Origin of the sequence: Thioclava arctica, from assembly GCF_040892615.1 — a bacterium.
Lineage (GTDB): Bacteria > Pseudomonadota > Alphaproteobacteria > Rhodobacterales > Rhodobacteraceae > Thioclava > Thioclava arctica.
This window is the reverse complement of the sequence record NZ_JBFRYC010000001.1, coordinates 194,470-211,760: the sequence shown is the minus strand read 5'-3', so window position 1 is coordinate 211,760 and position 17,291 is coordinate 194,470. Positions and strand designations below refer to the sequence as shown.

Annotated in this window: 19 protein-coding genes and 1 tRNA gene; 12 read left to right on the top strand and 8 right to left on the bottom strand. The window is 63.5% G+C overall.

Annotation, left to right across the window (positions count from 1 at the left end; genetic code table 11):
- The 5 genes from AB4874_RS01145 to AB4874_RS01125 form a co-directional block, all read right to left on the bottom strand.
- Positions 1-1,305, bottom strand: a complete 1,305-nt coding sequence (locus tag AB4874_RS01145) for an MATE family efflux transporter (protein WP_295535392.1) — start codon at positions 1,303-1,305, stop codon at positions 1-3.
- Complete coding sequence (locus tag AB4874_RS01140; RefSeq protein WP_295535397.1) at positions 1,298-1,813, bottom strand: PaaI family thioesterase; 516 nt, start codon at positions 1,811-1,813, stop codon at positions 1,298-1,300. Before AB4874_RS01140 ends, AB4874_RS01145 begins: the two co-directional genes overlap by 8 nt.
- A complete protein-coding gene (locus tag AB4874_RS01135) occupies positions 1,810-2,253 on the bottom strand; it encodes a PaaI family thioesterase (RefSeq protein ID WP_295535399.1) in 444 nt (147 codons plus the stop codon). Before AB4874_RS01135 ends, AB4874_RS01140 begins: the two co-directional genes overlap by 4 nt.
- A gap of 67 nt (positions 2,254-2,320) precedes the next feature.
- The gene (locus AB4874_RS01130; protein ID WP_295535402.1) at positions 2,321-2,596 is read right to left on the bottom strand and encodes a peptidase; all 276 of its coding nucleotides are present in this window, start codon (positions 2,594-2,596) and stop codon (positions 2,321-2,323) included.
- Between the two features lie 104 nt (positions 2,597-2,700).
- Positions 2,701-3,150, bottom strand: coding sequence for a nucleoside deaminase (locus tag AB4874_RS01125; protein WP_368390623.1), 450 nt, complete (start codon positions 3,148-3,150; stop codon positions 2,701-2,703).
- 124 nt (positions 3,151-3,274) lie between these two features.
- Between AB4874_RS01125 and AB4874_RS01120 the strand changes: the two genes are divergently transcribed.
- From AB4874_RS01120 to AB4874_RS01085, 8 genes are all read left to right on the top strand, one after another.
- Positions 3,275-4,969, top strand: a complete 1,695-nt coding sequence (locus AB4874_RS01120) for a pseudouridine synthase (protein ID WP_368390622.1) — start codon at positions 3,275-3,277, stop codon at positions 4,967-4,969.
- Between the two features lie 233 nt (positions 4,970-5,202).
- On the top strand, positions 5,203-6,102 hold the full coding sequence (locus tag AB4874_RS01115; protein WP_295535407.1) for a 5-bromo-4-chloroindolyl phosphate hydrolysis family protein: 900 nt from the start codon (positions 5,203-5,205) through the stop codon (positions 6,100-6,102).
- A gap of 54 nt (positions 6,103-6,156) precedes the next feature.
- On the top strand, positions 6,157-7,332 hold the full coding sequence (locus tag AB4874_RS01110; protein ID WP_368390621.1) for a toxic anion resistance protein: 1,176 nt from the start codon (positions 6,157-6,159) through the stop codon (positions 7,330-7,332).
- Positions 7,332-8,297 (top strand): DUF2927 domain-containing protein, encoded by a 966-nt coding sequence (locus tag AB4874_RS01105; RefSeq protein ID WP_368390620.1) that lies wholly within the window; start codon positions 7,332-7,334, stop codon positions 8,295-8,297. Before AB4874_RS01110 ends, AB4874_RS01105 begins: the two co-directional genes overlap by 1 nt.
- Before the next feature lie 15 nt (positions 8,298-8,312).
- Positions 8,313-9,434 carry an SPFH domain-containing protein gene (locus AB4874_RS01100; protein ID WP_368390619.1) on the top strand — a complete coding sequence of 374 codons (1,122 nt, stop codon included), beginning with the start codon at positions 8,313-8,315 and terminating at the stop codon, positions 9,432-9,434.
- A 4-nt stretch (positions 9,435-9,438) separates the two neighbouring features.
- On the top strand, positions 9,439-10,569 hold the full coding sequence (locus AB4874_RS01095; RefSeq protein WP_438273429.1) for a TFIIB-type zinc ribbon-containing protein: 1,131 nt from the start codon (positions 9,439-9,441) through the stop codon (positions 10,567-10,569).
- Positions 10,570-10,664: 95 nt separating this feature from the next.
- Positions 10,665-11,108 (top strand): thioredoxin TrxC, encoded by a 444-nt coding sequence (gene trxC / locus AB4874_RS01090; protein ID WP_368390618.1) that lies wholly within the window; start codon positions 10,665-10,667, stop codon positions 11,106-11,108.
- A 72-nt stretch (positions 11,109-11,180) separates the two neighbouring features.
- A tRNA-Ala gene (locus tag AB4874_RS01085) sits at positions 11,181-11,256 on the top strand.
- A 65-nt stretch (positions 11,257-11,321) separates the two neighbouring features.
- On the opposite strand, the gene AB4874_RS01080 is transcribed toward AB4874_RS01085, so the two are convergent.
- Genes AB4874_RS01080 through AB4874_RS01070 form a run of 3 tightly spaced genes read right to left on the bottom strand, consistent with a single transcriptional unit; the run spans position 11,322 to position 14,264 of the window.
- Positions 11,322-12,065, bottom strand: coding sequence for a maleate cis-trans isomerase family protein (locus tag AB4874_RS01080; RefSeq protein WP_368390617.1), 744 nt, complete (start codon positions 12,063-12,065; stop codon positions 11,322-11,324).
- Positions 12,062-13,228 (bottom strand): M24 family metallopeptidase, encoded by a 1,167-nt coding sequence (locus AB4874_RS01075; protein ID WP_368390616.1) that lies wholly within the window; start codon positions 13,226-13,228, stop codon positions 12,062-12,064. Before AB4874_RS01075 ends, AB4874_RS01080 begins: the two co-directional genes overlap by 4 nt.
- On the bottom strand, positions 13,221-14,264 hold the full coding sequence (locus tag AB4874_RS01070) for a pyridoxal-phosphate dependent enzyme (protein WP_368390615.1): 1,044 nt from the start codon (positions 14,262-14,264) through the stop codon (positions 13,221-13,223). The genes AB4874_RS01075 and AB4874_RS01070 overlap by 8 nt, the downstream gene beginning before the upstream one ends.
- A 399-nt stretch (positions 14,265-14,663) precedes the next feature.
- Here AB4874_RS01070 and AB4874_RS01065 point away from each other — a divergent pair, with 399 nt between their 5' ends.
- Genes AB4874_RS01065 through AB4874_RS01050 form a run of 4 tightly spaced genes read left to right on the top strand, consistent with a single transcriptional unit; the run spans position 14,664 to position 17,288 of the window.
- Positions 14,664-15,167: a type III secretion system chaperone family protein gene (locus AB4874_RS01065; protein ID WP_368390614.1), complete on the top strand. Its 504-nt coding sequence runs from the start codon at positions 14,664-14,666 to the stop codon at positions 15,165-15,167.
- Between the two features lie 26 nt (positions 15,168-15,193).
- Positions 15,194-16,006 carry a pyrroline-5-carboxylate reductase gene (gene proC, locus AB4874_RS01060; RefSeq protein ID WP_368390613.1) on the top strand — a complete coding sequence of 271 codons (813 nt, stop codon included), beginning with the start codon at positions 15,194-15,196 and terminating at the stop codon, positions 16,004-16,006.
- Positions 16,003-16,338: a tRNA-binding protein gene (locus tag AB4874_RS01055; protein ID WP_295535434.1), complete on the top strand. Its 336-nt coding sequence runs from the start codon at positions 16,003-16,005 to the stop codon at positions 16,336-16,338. Before proC ends, AB4874_RS01055 begins: the two co-directional genes overlap by 4 nt.
- A complete protein-coding gene (locus AB4874_RS01050; RefSeq protein ID WP_368390612.1) occupies positions 16,338-17,288 on the top strand; it encodes a 2-hydroxyacid dehydrogenase in 951 nt (316 codons plus the stop codon). Before AB4874_RS01055 ends, AB4874_RS01050 begins: the two co-directional genes overlap by 1 nt.
- Positions 17,289-17,291 lie beyond the last annotated feature (3 nt).

Here is a 17,291-nt window from a genome sequence, read left to right as displayed (position 1 = left end):
CTACCCCGCGGCTTTTGCCTCGGCGCGCGGATACAGCCGCGCCATCGCCAATCCACGCGCGCCATTGAGCACCATCAACGCTGCCCATAACCCGTGATTGCCAAAGGCCGGGATCAGGATCAGCAGCGCCACGACATAGATCGCCACCGAGACAAACATCGCGTTGCGCATCTCGCGCGTCAGCGTCGCGCCGATGAAAATACCGTCAAACATCCAGCTTGCGATACCGATCACCGGGGCGATAGCGATCCAAGGCAGATAGCTGCGCGCGGCCAAGCGCACCTCGGGGGCCGTGGTCATCACATCCACGATCCAAGGCCCGGCGAGAAAGAACACTACCCCCAGCAGGGCCGCGCCCCCAACGCCCCATTGCGCGGCTACGATGGCCGCGCGCCGCATCCGCGAGACCGAGCGCGCGCCCACCGCTTGGCCCACCAGGCTTTCGGCGGAAAACGCAAACCCATCAAGCGCGAATGCCGTGATTTCCAGAAATTGCAGCAGCACCTGATTGGCGGCCAAGGTCACATCGCCCTGCCCCGCGCCCAGAAACAGGAACGTGGTAAAGCTGGCTTGCAGCAGCACCGAGCGGATCATGATATCGCTATTGACCCGTGCCATCACGCCCAGCTTGACCCGATCAAAGATCGCGCGGGCCCGCCATAAACCGCCCATAAACGCCGCCCGCGTCAGCCAAAGCGCCAGCGCCACGCCACCAAGTTCCGAAATCAGCGTGGCCACCGCGACCCCTTTGACGCCAAAGCCAAGCCCCAGCACGAACCACAGATCCAGCGTCACATTCAGCGCATTCATCGCCACCTGCAGCACCAGCACACTGCGCGTGCGCTCCAGCGCGATCAGCCAGCCGGTAAAAGCATAAAGCGAGATCGTCAGCGGCGCGCCCCAGATCCGGATTTGCAGGTAATCACGGGCAAGGCTTTCGACCTCGGCACTGGCCGGCGCCAGCCGAAACGCCGCCCAAAAGATCGGAATTTGCAGCGCCACCAGCGCCAAGCCTGCCGCCGCCGCGATGATCAGCGCGCGCATCAATCCCGCCGAAACCTCGACCGTGTCGCCCGTGCCATGGGCTTGGCTGACAAGCCCCGTTGTGCCCATCCGCAAAAAGCCGAAAATCCAATAGATCGACGACAAGATCACCGCGCCAATCCCCACCGCCCCGATTGGCGCAGGCAGGCCGAGCTGGCCGACAACGCCGGTGTCGACCGCGCCCAGAATCGGGATCGTGGCGTTGGACAGAACGATCGGCAGCGCGATTTTGAGAACCCGCGCGTGGGTGATCTCAGCCATCGGTCTCGCGCGGGGGCATCAGGAAATGGCCCGTGGCCTGCGCAAACAGCTTGGTGCGATTGTCCTGCCATGCCTCGACATGCACGCTGGCATAACGCCGCCCCGAGCGATTGACGCGGGCGCGGGCATAGGCATCGCGCGGCAGGCCAGAGCGCAGGTAATCCACTGTGAAATCAATGGTTTTCGGCAAGCGCGGCAGCGACATCGGGGCAAGCTTATCAAGGTCGATCCGGCCCGCCTCGATATCCTCCCAGAGGAAGGCCCAACTGAGTTCGATGATCGCCGTGACCTCAAGAAACGCCGAGGTCGCCCCACCATGCAGCGCGGGCAGCATCGGGTTGCCGATCAGCTTGTCATTAAAGGGCAGAATGGCGGTCAACTCATCGCCACGCCGGTCAAACTGGATACCAAGGAAGCGCGCATAAGGCACGCCATCAACCAACGCACGCAACGCGCCGTCGCGACGCTGCTTAACCTGCTGAACGGGTTCTGGCTTGGGGCGGGTCATGCTGCGCCCTCCCGCCGGCTCACGGTGAAGGCGCCGGTTGCGGCGGCAACGGGGATGCCGTCTTCCTCGTCATGCGCAGATGCGCGCACGAACGCAACCGAGCGCGTGACATGGTAGCATTCCGCACGAGCCGTAATGCGATGACCGGGCGTGGCGGGGCGCATATAATCGATGCGCAAATCCAGCGTCGCGGTCGAAAACCCGGCCTGCGGATGGCTCATCACGGCGGCCCCGCAACAGGTATCCATCAGGGCGGAAACCGCGCCGCCATGAATAACCCCCGTGCGCGGATCGCCGATCAGCCGTTCGTCATAGGGCATCGAAAGCACCGCATAGCCCGCCCCGATCTCGTCCAGCGTCATCCCCAGCGCGTGGGAATGCGGGATCGCCTCGATGAACTGGCGGGCTTGTTTGAGGATCGTCTCGTCGGGAGGGCTCATTGCGGTATCCGGCACTTGTTGGGCTGTCGCGACTATTCCTGCTTGGCGCGCCAGAGGCAAGGCCCGCTTAGGCCGCGCCCTGCGCGATTACGAAATAGCGCGCAATTCCATAGATGTAGAAGGCGATAAACAGCAGGTTGATATATTTTAGCTGGCGTTCGGTATGCAGCCAGGCGTGATAGGCCCAGATCATGCAAAACGGCAGGCTTAGGAATAGGTTGAGCGGATACCAGTTCTGCACGATGGCGATGGTAGAGGCGATGCCAAGCGCAAGCGCGATCCATTTCAGTTCGTGTTGATAGGCGGCCAAACCGCCCACGCGCAGACGCAAGTGCGAACGCATCCTCGCTCCTTCTGGGTCAATTTTGATTTGATGAGGGGCACAGAGATTGCTGCCCTTAGGCGCGCTATGTGTCAGAGATCGCGCTGCAAGTCCAGACGAGCCCCCTAGCGCCGTTGCGCAAAGAAGTCCTTGAGCAGCGCCTCAGCCGCCCCGCCCGCGATCCCGTCATAGACCTCGGGGACGTGATGGCACTGCGGATGGGAAAACACCCGCGGCCCCTGCGCCACACCGCCCGATTTCGGATCACTCGCGCCGTAATACAGCCGCGCGATGCGGGCTTGGCTAATCGCAGAGGCGCACATCGGGCAAGGTTCCAGCGTGACATACAGATCATGACCGGGCAGCCGTTCCGAGCCCGCCTGCGCACAGGCCGCGCGCAGTGCAAGCACCTCGGCATGGGCGGTCGGGTCGTTCAACTCGCGTGTGCGATTGCCCGCGCGTGCCACGACCACGCCTGCGGGCGAGACCACGACCGCGCCCACAGGCACCTCGCCACGCGCGCCCGCCGCGCGTGCCTCATCGAGCGCCTGTTGCATGAAAGACCGAAATTCCATGGCCCTTCATCGCCCAGCCGTCCGCGCCAATCAAGGTGCTTTGCAAGCGCCGCACAAAGGTGTAGATCACCCGCCTTGGCACCCGAGTGAGTCCGGCGCCCCCTCCCTTAGAAGGATTTTCGTCATGAATGACACCCCCGCCCCCAAACCGTCGCAAAACGAACGCATCGCCAAGGTGATTGCGCGCTCTGGCGTGGCCTCGCGCCGTGACGCTGAGAAGATGATCCTCGCTGGCCGCGTCTCGGTGAACGGCAAGAAAATCGACACGCCCGCGCTGGATGTCTCGCTGAAAGATAAGGTCACCATCGACGGCAAACCGATTGATGCGCCGCAAGAAACCCGGCTGTGGCTGTATTACAAGCCGCTCGGTCTGGTCACGACCGAGAAGGACGAGCAAGGCCGGCGCACCGTGTTTGACGAAATGCCCGAGGGGATGCCGCGCGTGTTGAACGTGGGGCGGCTTGACCTCAACTCCGAGGGGCTGTTGCTGTTGACCAATGATGGCGGGTTGAAACGCCGTCTGGAATTGCCCGAAACCGGCTGGCTGCGCAAATATCGTGTGCGCGTGAATGGTCGCCCGACCGAGGCAACCTTTGACCCGCTGCGCCGTGGGATCACGATCGATGGCGAAGATTTCCAGCCGATGGAGATCAGCCTTGATCGTCAGCAAGGCGCGAATGCGTGGCTGACCGTGGGCATCCGCGAGGGCAAGAACCGCGAAATTCGTCGCGCCATGTCCGAAGTGGGTCTGGTGGTGAACCGCCTGATCCGGCTGAGCTATGGGCCGTTCCGCCTGATCGACATGCAGCCCGGTGACGTGGTCGAGGTGAAACGCCGGATGCTGCGCGATCAGCTTGGCGACCGGCTACTGACCGGGATGGACACAGGGGGCGACTCTGAGGAGCGCCCGCATCGCGACCGCCCCCGTGGCGACCGCCCGCGCGGCCCCCGCCCCACGGGTGACAAGCCCGATTTCAAACGGGACCGCGATGATCGTCCGCGTGGCGACAAGCCCGCCTATGGCAAACCGCGTGGGGATCGCGATGATCGCCCGCGTGGCGATAAGCCCGCTTATGGCAAACCGCGTGGGGACCGCGATGATCGCCCGCGTGGTGATAAGCCTGCCTATGGCAAGCCGCGTGGGGACCGCGATGATCGCCCGCGTGGCGACAAGCCTGCTTACGGCAAACCGCGTGGGGACCGTGATGACCGTCCGCGTGGCGACAAGCCCACTTACGGCAAACCGCGTGGGGATCGTGATGATCGCCCGCGTGGCGACAAGCCCGCTTATGGCAAACCGCGTGGGGACCGTGATGATCGCCCGCGTGGCGACAAGCCCACTTACGGCAAACCGCGTGGGGACCGTGATGAGCGTCCGCGTGGCGACAAGCCCACTTACGGCAAACCGCGTGGGGACCGTGATGAGCGTCCGCGTGGCGACAAGCCCACTTACGGCAAACCGCGTGGGGATAAGCCCGCTTTCGGGGACAAGCCGCGCTCGGGTGGGTTCAAATCGCATGGCGGCAAGCCGGGCGGTCCGTCACGCTCCGAAGGTTTCAAATCGCACCGCGATGACGACCAGCGCGGCGGCAAACCCGGCGGCTATGGTGGCAAGCCCGGCGGTGGCAGGCCCGGCGGCAGCTATAGCGGCAAACCGGGCGGCAAACCCGGTGGTGGCTTTGCGGGCAAGCCCGGTGGTGGCAAACCCGGTGGCGGCTACAGTGGCAGACCCGGCGGCGGCAAACCCGGCGGCGGTTACGCTGGCAAACCGGGCGGTCGTCCGGGCGGCAATAGCTCGCGCGGCGGCTCGCGCGGCTGATCACATCTGTTCAGAGGGGAATTTGAGCACAAAATTCCCCTCGGCGGGTTTACGCGAATTTAACATCCCACCTCTGGCGCAAACCCGCCGGGCTACCTATAAATTAAGGTGAGGCGCAGAAAAATCTGCGCTGAAATCGGAGGGTGGCCCATGTCGCGCACGGCGCAAAAGCGGATCGCATTCTGGCTGATGCTTGCGTTGACCCTATCGGTCGCGCTGACAGGGAGCGTCTGATGGCCCAGCGCTTTGGCGGCAAATATTCGCCCGATCCCCATTCCACACCCGAAACCGGACCGATCCCGGCCCATCGCCGCCCCGTCGCGCGCCACCCCGAGGAAAATCGCCCCGTCTGGATCACTCTGGCCGCCGCGCCGTTTCTGCTGGGCGCGTTTGGCGAGGGGCCGTTTGCCCTGATCCGCGCACTGGCGGCCTTTGCGCTGATTGCGGGCGCGGCTTGGACGATCCGCGAAGGGCTGCGCGCCGAGTTCGCCTATACCGCACGCGCCGCCGCCCGCCGCCCGGCCTTTCCGCGCAAGATCCTTGGCTCAATCGCGTTCGGGCTGGGGCTGGCTGTGGGCGCGCAGGCACCCGAGGTCGGACTGATCGGATCCATCGCGATCGGGGCGCTTGGAACGGTGATCTCGCTGGTCGCGTTCGGGCTTGATCCGTTGAAAAACAAGGGTATGGACGGTGTTGATGCGTTCCAGCAAGAGCGCGTCGAACGCGTCGTCAAGGAAGGCGAGACCTATCTGACCGCGATGCGCAGCGCGATTGCCCCCACGGGCGAGCGCACGCTGATCGAGCGGGTCGCGCGCTTTGAGGCCAGCGCGCGCGATCTGTTCCGCGTGGTGCAGGAAGACCCCGGCGATCTGGCCACCGCGCGGCGCTACATGACCGTCTATCTAGAGGGTGCGCGCGATGCGACGGTGAAATTCGCCGATCTGTGGCGCAACACGCGCGACGCGGATGCGCGCCATGATTACGAGTCGCTTTTGAGCGATCTGGAGACCAATTTCACCGCCCGCACGAAACAAATGATGGCTGACGGCCGCGAGGGGCTTGATATTGAAATCGAAGTGCTGCGCGACCGGCTCGCCCGCGAAGGGCTTGCCACGACCCCCAAGCAGGGGTGAAACTTATACTGACGCAGGGGTAGATGCGCCCAAAGTGCCGCAAGGAGGCCAGCAATGACCGAAACGACCCGTATAAAGGCAGCCGAGTTGATGACTGAAATGGAAGGGGTTACCAGCGCGCTGTTGGCCGACCCCGCCCCCGCCGAAAAGGTGATTCCGCTGGATCAGGCCAGCCCGGATGAGGCCGAGGCGATCCGCAAACGCATGGCCGAATTGGACATGACCGATGCGACCTCGATCGTGCAGTTTGGTTCGCGCGCGCAAAATGATTTGCAGGCGATCAGCCAAGAGATGCTTTCGGGTGTTAAGAACAAAGATGTGGGGCCTGCGGGCGACAGCCTGCGCCAGATCGTGACCACGATCCGCGGCTTCTCGGTGTCCGAACTGGATGTGCGCCGCACGCGGTCTTGGTGGGAAAAACTGCTGGGACGCGCCGCCCCGTTCGCCAATTTCGTGGCGCGCTTCGAAGAGGTTCAGGGCCAGATCGACAAGGTCACCGACAGCCTTTTGAGCCATGAGCACAAGCTGCTCAAGGACATCAAATCGCTCGATATGCTCTATGACAAGACGTTGAAATTCTATAACGAATTGGCGCTGTACATCGCGGCGGGCACCGAAAAGCTGCGCCAGATCGACACCACCGACATCCCCGCGATGGAAAAGGCGGTCGCCGATGCACCTGAAAACGAAAAGGTGCTGCAGGCGCAGGCATTGCGCGATCTGCGTGCCGCGCGCGACGATCTGGAACGCCGGGTGCATGACCTCAAACTGACGCGCCAAGTGACGATGCAGTCGCTGCCTTCGATCCGGCTGGTGCAGGAAAACGACAAATCGCTGGTCACCAAGATCAACTCGACGCTGGTGAATACCGTGCCGCTTTGGGAAACCCAATTGGCGCAGGCGGTCACCATCCAGCGCTCGCGCGAGGCGGCGGGTGCTGTGCGCGAGGCTAATGATCTGACCAACGAATTGCTGACCGCCAACGCCAAGAACCTGCGTCAGGCCAATGCCGAGATCCGCACCGAAATGGAGCGCGGCGTGTTCGATATCGAGGCGGTGAAATCGGCCAATGCCGATCTGATCGCGACGATCGAGGACAGCCTGCGCATCGCTGATGAGGGCAAACGCAAGCGCGCCGATGCCGAAACCGAGCTGGTCGAAATGGAGCACAAGCTGCGCGACACGCTGGCTTCGGCGAAATCCTCGGCTCAGGGCGGCGGGGCCGCCTGATGATATGGGCGCGGGCTTTGCGCTGGCTGACCGGGCTCGCGGGATGTCTCGCGGTCTCGGGCTGCGTTGGGTTGCCAGGCTCTCCCAATGCGCCGCGCACCACCCCGCGCCCGACCCCCGCGCCCGCGCAGTCTGGCGCATCCAAGGCTGCGCAGCGCAGCGAACTTTCGCGCGAGTTGATGGCTTATTACGCCAAGATCACCTCTGAAATGGAAGCGCGCGGCCAGTTGCGCACCGATGTGGCCCCGCGCGACGCGCCCTTTGGTCAGCGCCAGCTGGTGGATGATTTTGTGCATGTCGCGCTGTATGATGAATATACCCCCTCGGGGGGTGGATTCGTTGCCCGCCAGACGGTTTCGCGGTTGCGTCGCTGGCAAGCGCCGGTGGCGATGCAGGTCGAATTCGGCGCCTCGATCCCGATGGCCGATCGCGCCTCGGGTCGTGCCGAAGTCAGCGCCTATGCCAGTCAATTGGCGCGCGCCTCGGGCCATCGCGTGGAGATCGTGAACCATGGCAGCAACTTCCATGTGCTGTTCTTGAACGAGGATGAGCGGCGCGCGATCGGCCCGCGCCTGCGCCAGTTGGTGCCGGGCATCGACGAGGCATCGGTCGAGGCGATCACCGATCTGCCGCTCTCGACCTATTGCGTGGCCTTCGCCTTTTCCGAGGGCAATAGTGCCGTTTACGCCCAAGCTGTCGCGATCATTCGCGGCGAACATCCCGCCGCGCTGCGCACCAGCTGCATCCATGAAGAACTGGCGCAGGGGCTGGGTCTGGCCAATGACTATCCGCGCGCGCGCCCCTCGATCTTCAACGATGACGAGGAATTCTCGCTTTTGACGCATCATGATGAGATGTTGCTCAAAATGCTTTACGATCCGCGCCTGCGCCCGGGCATGGCCGAGGCCGAAGCGCGCCCGATTATCGAGACAATCGCCGCCGAGATGATGGCGGCAAATAGCTAAAAGGACCGACACGACATGGGTATTCTGGATTTCCTTTCGGGCGAGTTCATCGACGTTATCGGCTGGACTGACGACACCCGCGACACGATGGTCTGGCGGTTTGAACGCGAGGGCCATGCGATCAAATACGGCGCCAAGCTGACGGTGCGCGAGGGGCAATCGGCGGTGTTCGTGCATGAGGGCCAGTTGGCCGATGTGTTCGGCCCCGGCCTTTACATGCTCGAAACCAACAACTTGCCGATCCTGACCACGCTGCAACATTGGGATCACGGCTTCAAATCGCCCTTCCAGTCCGAGATCTATTTCGTCAACACCACCCGGATCAACGATCTGAAATGGGGCACCAAGAACCCGGTAATGACGCGCGATCCTGAATTCGGCCCGGTGCGGCTGCGAGCCTTTGGCACCTATTCGATGCGCGTCACCGATCCGGGCAAGTTCCTGACCGAGATCGTGGGCACGGATGGCGAATTCACCTCTGACGAGATCAGCTATCAGCTGCGCAACGTCATCGTGCAAGAATTCTCGCGCGCCATTGCGGGTTCCAACATTCCGGTGCTGGATATGGCCGCCAACACTGCCGATATGGGCAAGCTGGTGGCCACGGCGATTGCACCCACCATCGGCAATTACGGGCTGTCCCTGCCCGAGTTCTATATCGAGAATATCTCGCTGCCCGAGGCGGTCGAGGCGGTTCTGGACAAGCGCACTTCGATGGGAATCGTGGGCGATGTGAACAAATACATGCAGTTCAACGCCGCTGAGGCGATGGGCCAGCCGGGCTCTGCCGCCTCTGCGGGGATGGGCGCTGCGATGGGGGCTGGAATGGGTGCGGGCATGGGCATGGCGATGGGCCATCAGATGGGGGCCGCCGGGCCTTGGGGGCAAGCCCCCGCCGCCGCTGCCCCGCCGCCGCCTCCGCCGCCCGTGGAAAAGGTCTGGCACATGGCCGTGAACGGTCAGACCGAAGGGCCTTTTGGGCGTGGACATTTGGGGCGCATGGCTGCCGATGGTAGCCTGACGCGCGACAGCCTGATGTGGACACCCGGTCAGGATGGCTGGATGCGCGCCGAGGATATTTCTGAGCTGGCGCAGCTATTCACCATCGCGCCGCCCCCGCCCCCGCCTGCAGGCTAAACTCATGTTTTCGATGCCGAAAGTTGGCCGGGGCGTGCAAGCGCCTCCGACAGATCCGCAGGGCGATAGCCACTATAGCTGCGAAAGCTGTGGGGCCGATCTGCGCTTTGCCCCGGGGCAGACGCGGTTGGTCTGCGATCATTGCGGCCATGTGCAAGACATCCCCGCCGCCACCGGGCGCGGCGAGGCGATCTTGCGCGAAATCCCCTTGCAAGAGGCCCTCGCGCGCGGCCTGCCAGAACCCGAGATGGAAGAGCATCGCACGCTGTCTTGCCCCAATTGCGGCGCCTCGATCGAGTTGCAAAACGGCGAGCATTCCACGCAATGCCCGTTTTGTGCCACGCCCGTTGTCACCGATACCGGCACGCGCCGCCTGATCAAACCTCAAGGCGTGCTACCCTTTCAACTGACCGAGGAACAGGCGCGCACAGCGCTGTCAAAATGGCTGGGCAGCCTGTGGTTTGCGCCCAACGGCTTGTCGCAATACGCCCGCAAGGGGCGGCGCATGACGGGCATTTACGCACCGTTCTGGACGTTTGATGCAAGCACCCGCACCCGCTATTCGGGCCAGCGCGGCGACGCCTATTACGAATCGCGCACCGTCCAGACCGACAAGGGCCCGCGCACGCAACAGGTGCGCCGCATCCGCTGGAGCGCGGTTTCAGGGCACGTCGCGCGCGCCTTTGATGATGTGGTGATCTATGCCGCGCGCTCGCTCCCGCCGCCCTATATCGACGCGCTGCGCCCGTGGGATCTAAGCGCCTTGCAGGTCTATCGGCGCGACTATCTGGCGGGGTTTTCTGCCGAGGGCTACACGGTCGAGCTGCATGAGGGCCATCACGCCGCGCAGGTCGAGATGATCCGCGTGATCCAGACCGATATTCGTCGCGATATCGGGGGCGATGAGCAGCGCATCACCGCGATGGACCCGAATTTCGCCGATGAGACCTTCAAGCATATCCTGCTGCCGATCTGGACGGCCGCCTATAAATTCCGCGGTCGGTCCTATCGCTTTATCGTCAACGCTCAGACCGGCCGTGTGCGGGGCGATCGCCCATGGTCCGCGGTGAAAATCACGCTGGCGGTGATCGCCGGGCTGATCGTGATCGGAGCGTTTATGTATCTCAAACGCTAGGCGCGCGGATTGCCCCCCTGCGGCATGATTGCGCCTTGATACCTGTGCTATGCGCCCCGATATAAGTGCCAAATATAGTCTCAAGGAGGGGCGCAATGACCCAATCCTATCGCGTGACCTGTCTCGAATGCGGCCAGGCAAACCGGGTGCCGGGCGACAAGCTGGGCGCGGGCGCAAAATGCGGCACCTGCGGGGCCCAGTTGATCACAGGCAAAGTGACCGAAGTCGATTTCAAGATCCTCGCCAAGGCCGAGAAAGACGATCTGCCCCTGCTGGTGGATTTCTGGGCGCCGTGGTGTGGGCCGTGCCGCGCAATGGCGCCGCAATTTCAACAAGCGGCAGGGCAACTCAGCCCGCATGTGCGCCTTGCCAAGATCAATACGCAGATCAACCCGACCGCCACGCAGCGCTATCGCATTCAGGGCATCCCGGCCTTTATCCTGTTTGCCAAGGGCCGCGAAGTCGGGCGCGCCGCAGGGGCACGTCCGGCGGCGCAACTGGTCGAGTTCGTGAAATCGCATGTGCCGCTGAACGCCTGAAATAATGCGTCGAAGCATGGGGCGAGCGCTTGACAAGCCGCGTCCCGTGCGAGAAATATTCGGCCACGGTGAGGGGCTGTAGCTCAGATGGGAGAGCGCGTCGTTCGCAATGACGAGGTCAGGGGTTCGATCCCCCTCAGCTCCACCAAACCGTGCTTCCTGTCAGATCAAATCCAATGTGGTTCATCGCCTTATTTCGCGTTGCGCGCCATTTCAGGGGCGGCACAACTGCCCCGGCGCATCGGGTGACAGTTTCGCGCCCGCGATCTGGGCCATGTGCCAGGCCAGCGCCTGATTGCTGCTAAGCACCGCAAGCCCCAGTTCGGCCTCAAGCGGATCAATAATGTCGAGCGTGCGCAGGTTGGTGCATGACAGAAAGATCGCATCAAGCTTTGTCTGGCGCGCCAAGGCGCGCGCTGCGGCGCTGATCGAATCGGGGTCGATACGCGCCACGCGTGCCTCGATCTCTTCGCCAAAAGACAGGGTGGCGGGAACGTCGAACCCCGCGTCTTGAAAGGCCGCACGAATGGGGCCGCTGACCGAGGCGACATAGGGCGACACGATCCCGACCCGACGCGCGCCCGACGCCTTAAGCGCCGCAATCGCCGCGCTCAGCGGGTTGGTAACGCGCTCCGTGCCCTGATCGCGCGCAATCAACTGCGCCACGCGCGCCGCCCCGATCAGCGCAGTGCCCGAGGTGCAGGCATAACACAGTGCATCAAAGCGCACCGAGGCGGGCAGCAGCGCGGCGGCACGCGGCAGGTGATGTTCCATTTCGCCAATCGTATCGGGCGTCAGCGCATCGCCAGAGGGCACACGGCTGACATAAAGCAAGGTCTGTTTAACATTGAAAAGACGGCGAAAATCCTGCTCGATCGTTTCATCCGCTTGCAGCACGATCAGACCCAGAGCGGTCTCTGCTATCGGCCCGGTGAGTTGATAGGGGAACGGGGTCATAGGCGGATTTCGGGCAATGTCGCGGGCGCGCGGGGCGAGAGCAACTCGGGTCCGTCTGCGCGCAGAACGATGTTTTCCTCATGCACCATGATCTTGCCCGGTGCGATCTGTAACCCCGGCTCAAGTGTCAACACCATCCCCTCGCGCAGCTCGGTGTGATCAAGGGGCGTGAACGAGGGCCACTCGGTCAGCGTCACGCCCAACCCATGGCCCAACCGCCCGCCCAAAGGCACAGCGCCCGCTTGCACAATCGCCTCTGCCATCACCGCATGGGCCTGTGCCGCCGTCATCGCGGGGCGCAGACGCACCAGCGCGCGCTCGGTCGCCGCGAACAAAACGTCATGCGCCCGGCGCAGCGCATCGCTGGCAGGCCCGATCGAAAAATTCCGGTCAAAATCGCAGAAATAGCCATCACGCACCGCCCCGGTATCAAGCATCACCAGATCGCCCGGCATGATCGGGTCGGGCCCGGCTGGCGAGATCACATCGCCATATCCGCCCTGCCCGGCCCCGCCCGCGACATAGCTGACCCAATCCGCGCCCTCTTGCAGCAGCGCGATCTGAAAGCTGCGAAACACATCGCCAAGGGCTGCACCGGGGCGCACAAACTCTGGAACGCGGGCAAAGGCGCGATCGGCCAATAGGCAGGCGGCGCGGATCTTGTCGATCTCGGCCTCGGATTTGATCTCGCGCACCGAGTGCAGCGCTTTGGTGCCATCCACAAAGCGGTGCGGCGCAAGCCTCTCACGCAGGCGGGCGAAATCGGCCAGAGGCATGCGCAGATGGGTCTCGGCGGCCATCGCAACCCCGATACGCCCCGTGCCCGGCAGCGTTTCGCGCAAACTCGCGGCCAGCAAACTGATGCCGTCATCGCGCGGGTCCGGCGCCGCCCAAGTGCGGATATCGCTGATCCAGCAGCGCCCCATCAGATCAGCTCCGATCGCGGGAATCACCGCGACTGGTTCGCCACTGCCCGGCACGATCACAAACCACGCCCGCGCCGGGCTTTCCCAAAACCGGGTCAGAAACCCGGTGACATAGAAAATATCGGCAGGCTGGGTCAGCAACAGCGCATCCAACCCATCGCGTGCCATCGCCCGTTGCAGCCGCGCGGTGCGCGCGCGAAACTCTGGCGCGGCAAAGATCATCGAACGCTCAGCCATCTTCGCGGGTTTCGCTCAGGATCGCCAGCACGCGCGCATCTGCGCCCAAATCAAGCCCCGCGATCAGGGCACACAGCCCCGCCCCGCCCGACGCGGTGGTCGCAAGCCCCAGCTTGGCCAATTGCGCGACCCCGGCCTCGGCCTCGGATTCTGACAGCGTGACAAAGCGGTCGGCATCGCGCGCCAGCCCTGCCAGCGCAACCATCGAGGGGGTCTTGCAATCCAGCCGCCCCATCATTGAAACCGGGCCGCTGGTCGTCACCACATGGCCTGCGCGAATGCTTTCGATCAGGGCGGGCGCGGCGTCGGGTTCAACGACAATGATCTGCGGAGCCGCGCCCCAGTTCGCGCGGATAAACGCCGCCACCGCCGCGGCCAAACCGCCCACCCCGGCTTGCAACAGCACATGGGTCGGGGCGGTTTCAAGTTGTGCCAACATCTCGTGGGCGAGGACCAGATAGCCCTCCATCACCCGCAGCGCCGGGGTGATATAGCCCGGCCAAGTGCTGTCAGACAGCAGCGTCCAGCCCTGACTTTGCGCCTCGGCTTGGGCGGCTGCCATGCTTTGCTCATAGGTTTCGCCCGCGCGCACCACTTCGGCCCCCTTGGCGCGCAGACGCTCTTCAAAGGCCTCGGGCACGCTTTGGGCCAGATAGATCACCGCGCGCGCCCCGAAAATTCGCGCCCCCGCCGCCACCGACAACCCGTGATTGCCAGCGCTTGCGCAGACATAGACCCGGCCCTGCAGCGCCTGCGCGGGCGTGTCGCCCCCCGCCTCAACCGCCTCCTGCGCTATCGCATGCGCCGCCCCAAGCGCCTTGAAACTGCCCAAGCCCATCCGGTCTCGCTCATCCTTGATGAGAACCTGCGCCACGCCGGTTAGGGCAGCCAGCGCGGGCACATCGCGCAGCGGCGTCGGGGCATAGGCGGGACAGCGCGCGATCAACGCCATCGCTGCGCGCGAATCGCTGATTGGCATCTCGCAGCCCAGCCCAAGTCCAGTGCCACGATACGGGTTGATGAGGCTGTCTCGCATGCAGGGCTCCTGTGTGATCGCAGCGGCGCGCGTGGCGAAAGCAACGCCCGGTTCGTTCAAACTCTCACAGGGTCCGCGCCCCGCCAACCCCACAGAGACGACAGGCCAAGGCCCAAAAACGCAGATGCCGCTCTATTTTTGCGCGAAAACAGCATTACCTGATTTTTATCAATGCGTTGCCGAAGTTTCCTTGATCGACGCACCGAAGGCTGTGGATAGACTATCCCCAGATATCGTGGTGCAGCCCCGGGTTATCCACCAGAAATTGCTTTACACAGCGCCTCCTCGCCTACACGATATGTAGTATGGAAAGGCGCGTGAACCGCCGATCCTTGTATAGCCGACAAGCCTTAGGGGAGCTGCACCTCGGGGCGCCAAAGAAGGCAGGGGGATACGAGCATGGCACTGAGTGAAGACTATCTGAACGTCGAAGAACTGCACCCGATCGACATCGTGGAAACGCTGGCGGAGGCGCATGACTGGCAATTTGACCGGGTGACCGACGACCAGATCGCGATGGCGGTTGAGGGGCAATGGCGGAGCTATTCAATCACGCTGGCCTGGTCTGACAGTGATGAAACCCTGCGCCTGATTTGCACCTTCGAGATGGACCCGCCCACAGCGCGCGAGCCCGCACTCTATGACCTTTTGAACCGCGTCAATGACCGGGTTTGGACAGGTGCGTTTACCTTCTGGCCCGATCAACGGCTGATGGTCTGGCGCAACGGTCTGGTCTTGTCAGGCGGTCAGATGCCCGGACCCGAGCAGATCGACCGGTTGATCGGGGCGGCGGTTGCCTCGTCAGAGCGATTCTACCCGGCCTTCCAACTCGCGACCTGGGGCGAGCGCACTCCCGAGAATGCGATGCAGGTCGCCATTGCAGAGGCCTACGGGCGCGCCTAATCTGCCCCCAACACAAAGGGGGCACCATGAGTTTTGACAGTATTTCCAAACGTGGTCTGGTGATTTTGGGCTGCGGCCGAATGGGCGGCGCGATCTTGCAGGGGCTGCTCAAGGGGGGCTTGTCTGCGGGCGCAGTCTGGGTGATTGACCCGCATCCGGCTGACTGGCTGCAAAACGCAGGTGTACATCTCAACACCGATCTTCCCGCAAATCCTGCCGTGGTACTGGTCGCGGTCAAACCGCAGATGATGGCCGATGCCTTGCCGCATCTTTCGGCGATGGCGGCGGGCGATACGCTGTTTCTGACGGTGGCGGCGGGCATCACGATGGCCGGGTATGAGCGGATGCTGGGCGCTGACACCCGCCTTGTGCGCGCCATGCCCAACACCCCCGCCGCGATCGGGCGCGGTGTGACGGCGATCGTTGGCAACCCGAAAGCCACCGCCCAAGATCTTGATATGGCTGAAGAGTTGATGACCGGCGTAGGTCAGGTCGTGCGGCTGGAATACGAAGATCAGATGGATGCGGTGATCGGGGTTTCGGGCTCGGGCCCGGCCTATGTGTTTCACCTGATCGAAGTAATGGCAGCAGCGGGCGAGGCCGAAGGGCTTGCCCCGGACCTGGCGCTGCAACTGGCCAAGGCGACGGTTGGCGGGGCGGGCGAATTGGCCGAGCGCAGCGATGAGACGCCCGGCAAATTGCGCGAGAACGTCACCTCTCCGGGCGGCACTACGGCAGCCGCGCTTGAGGTGCTGATGGACCCGGATACCGGCATGGCGCCGCTGATGCGCCGCGCCGTAGCCGCCAATATCGCCCGCAATCGGGAGCTGGGAAAATGACGATCAGCTTTGACGATTTCCTCAAGGTCGATATTCGCGTCGGATGCGTGCTGCGCGCCGAACCCTTCCCCGAAGCGCGCAAACCCGCGATCAAGCTTTGGGTCGATTACGGTGATGAGATCGGGGTCAAGAAATCCTCTGCCCAGATCACGAAACACTATACACCAGAAGAGCTTATCGGCCGTCAGGTCTTGGGCGTGGTGAATTTCCCGCCCCGCCAGATCGGCCCGTTCATGTCCGAGGCGCTGGTGCTCGGCATCCCCGATGCCGAGGGCGAGGTGGTGTTGCTTGGACCTGGCCAAGACGTGCCCTTGGGCGGAAGGATGTTTTGATGAAACTGCTTGTAACCCGTGAATTGACCCCCGAGGTCGAGGCCCGTGTGGCGCGCGAATTTGACGTGACCTTTCGCAATGGTGCAGCCCCGATGGAGGCCGACGAGGCCGCGCAAGCGCTGGCTGACTATGACGCGCTTTTGGTCACGCTCGGGGATCGCCTAAACGCGCAGACCTTTGCCGCCCCGCCGCGCGCAAAAATGGTCGCCAATTTCGGCGTCGGCTATAACCATATCGATGTCGCCGCCGCCCAAGCCGCTGGCGTCACGGTCTCCAACACGCCCGGCGCGGTCACCGATGCCACTGCCGATATCGCGATGACGCTGATCTTGATGAGCGCGCGGCGCGCAGGCGCGGGCGAGCGCTATGTGCGGCGTGGCGACTGGACCGGCTGGACGCCAACGCAGTTTCTGGGCCAACACGTGACGGGCAAACGCGTGGGCATCATCGGCATGGGACGGATCGGTACCGCAATCGCCAAGCGCTGCCATTACGGCTTTGGCATGGAGGTACTGTTTACCAAACGCTCCCCCCTGCCTGATCCCGGCCTGCCCGCCCGTCAGGTCAGCCAGGACGAATTGTTGAAAATGTGCGATTTCGTCGTCATCGCCGTGCCCGCAAGCCCAGCAACGCATCACCTCATCGGCGCGCCCGAGATCGCAAAACTGCAACCCCATGCGCATCTGATCAACATCGCACGCGGCGATATCGTGCAGGAAACCGCGCTGATTGCGGCCCTGCAAGCGGGAGGGATCGCCGGGGCTGGATTGGACGTGTATGAACACGAACCCGATGTGCCTGCGGCCCTGCGCGCGCTGGATAACGTCACGTTACTGCCGCATCTGGGCACCGCTGCGCTGGAGGTGCGCGATGCGATGGGGCATATGGCGGTGGATAATCTGATCGCGTTTCGGGACGGCAACGCGCCGCCCAATCGCGTCACCGCTTGACCT

Excerpts from the sequence above, each read along its gene's own strand:
- AB4874_RS01145 (WP_295535392.1), bottom strand. The coding sequence starts at position 1,305 with ATGGCTGAGATCACCCACGCGCGGGTTCTCAAAATCGCGCTGCCGATC.
- AB4874_RS01140 (WP_295535397.1), bottom strand. The coding sequence starts at position 1,813 with ATGACCCGCCCCAAGCCAGAACCCGTTCAGCAGGTTAAGCAGCGTCGC.
- AB4874_RS01135 (WP_295535399.1), bottom strand. The coding sequence starts at position 2,253 with ATGAGCCCTCCCGACGAGACGATCCTCAAACAAGCCCGCCAGTTCATC.
- AB4874_RS01130 (WP_295535402.1), bottom strand. The coding sequence starts at position 2,596 with ATGCGTTCGCACTTGCGTCTGCGCGTGGGCGGTTTGGCCGCCTATCAA.
- AB4874_RS01125 (WP_368390623.1), bottom strand. The coding sequence starts at position 3,150 with ATGGAATTTCGGTCTTTCATGCAACAGGCGCTCGATGAGGCACGCGCG.
- AB4874_RS01120 (WP_368390622.1), top strand. The coding sequence starts at position 3,275 with ATGAATGACACCCCCGCCCCCAAACCGTCGCAAAACGAACGCATCGCC.
- AB4874_RS01115 (WP_295535407.1), top strand. The coding sequence starts at position 5,203 with ATGGCCCAGCGCTTTGGCGGCAAATATTCGCCCGATCCCCATTCCACA.
- AB4874_RS01110 (WP_368390621.1), top strand. The coding sequence starts at position 6,157 with ATGACCGAAACGACCCGTATAAAGGCAGCCGAGTTGATGACTGAAATG.
- AB4874_RS01105 (WP_368390620.1), top strand. The coding sequence starts at position 7,332 with ATGATATGGGCGCGGGCTTTGCGCTGGCTGACCGGGCTCGCGGGATGT.
- AB4874_RS01100 (WP_368390619.1), top strand. The coding sequence starts at position 8,313 with ATGGGTATTCTGGATTTCCTTTCGGGCGAGTTCATCGACGTTATCGGC.
- AB4874_RS01095 (WP_438273429.1), top strand. The coding sequence starts at position 9,439 with ATGTTTTCGATGCCGAAAGTTGGCCGGGGCGTGCAAGCGCCTCCGACA.
- trxC (WP_368390618.1), top strand. The coding sequence starts at position 10,665 with ATGACCCAATCCTATCGCGTGACCTGTCTCGAATGCGGCCAGGCAAAC.
- AB4874_RS01080 (WP_368390617.1), bottom strand. The coding sequence starts at position 12,065 with ATGACCCCGTTCCCCTATCAACTCACCGGGCCGATAGCAGAGACCGCT.
- AB4874_RS01075 (WP_368390616.1), bottom strand. The coding sequence starts at position 13,228 with ATGGCTGAGCGTTCGATGATCTTTGCCGCGCCAGAGTTTCGCGCGCGC.
- AB4874_RS01070 (WP_368390615.1), bottom strand. The coding sequence starts at position 14,264 with ATGCGAGACAGCCTCATCAACCCGTATCGTGGCACTGGACTTGGGCTG.
- AB4874_RS01065 (WP_368390614.1), top strand. The coding sequence starts at position 14,664 with ATGGCACTGAGTGAAGACTATCTGAACGTCGAAGAACTGCACCCGATC.
- proC (WP_368390613.1), top strand. The coding sequence starts at position 15,194 with ATGAGTTTTGACAGTATTTCCAAACGTGGTCTGGTGATTTTGGGCTGC.
- AB4874_RS01055 (WP_295535434.1), top strand. The coding sequence starts at position 16,003 with ATGACGATCAGCTTTGACGATTTCCTCAAGGTCGATATTCGCGTCGGA.
- AB4874_RS01050 (WP_368390612.1), top strand. The coding sequence starts at position 16,338 with ATGAAACTGCTTGTAACCCGTGAATTGACCCCCGAGGTCGAGGCCCGT.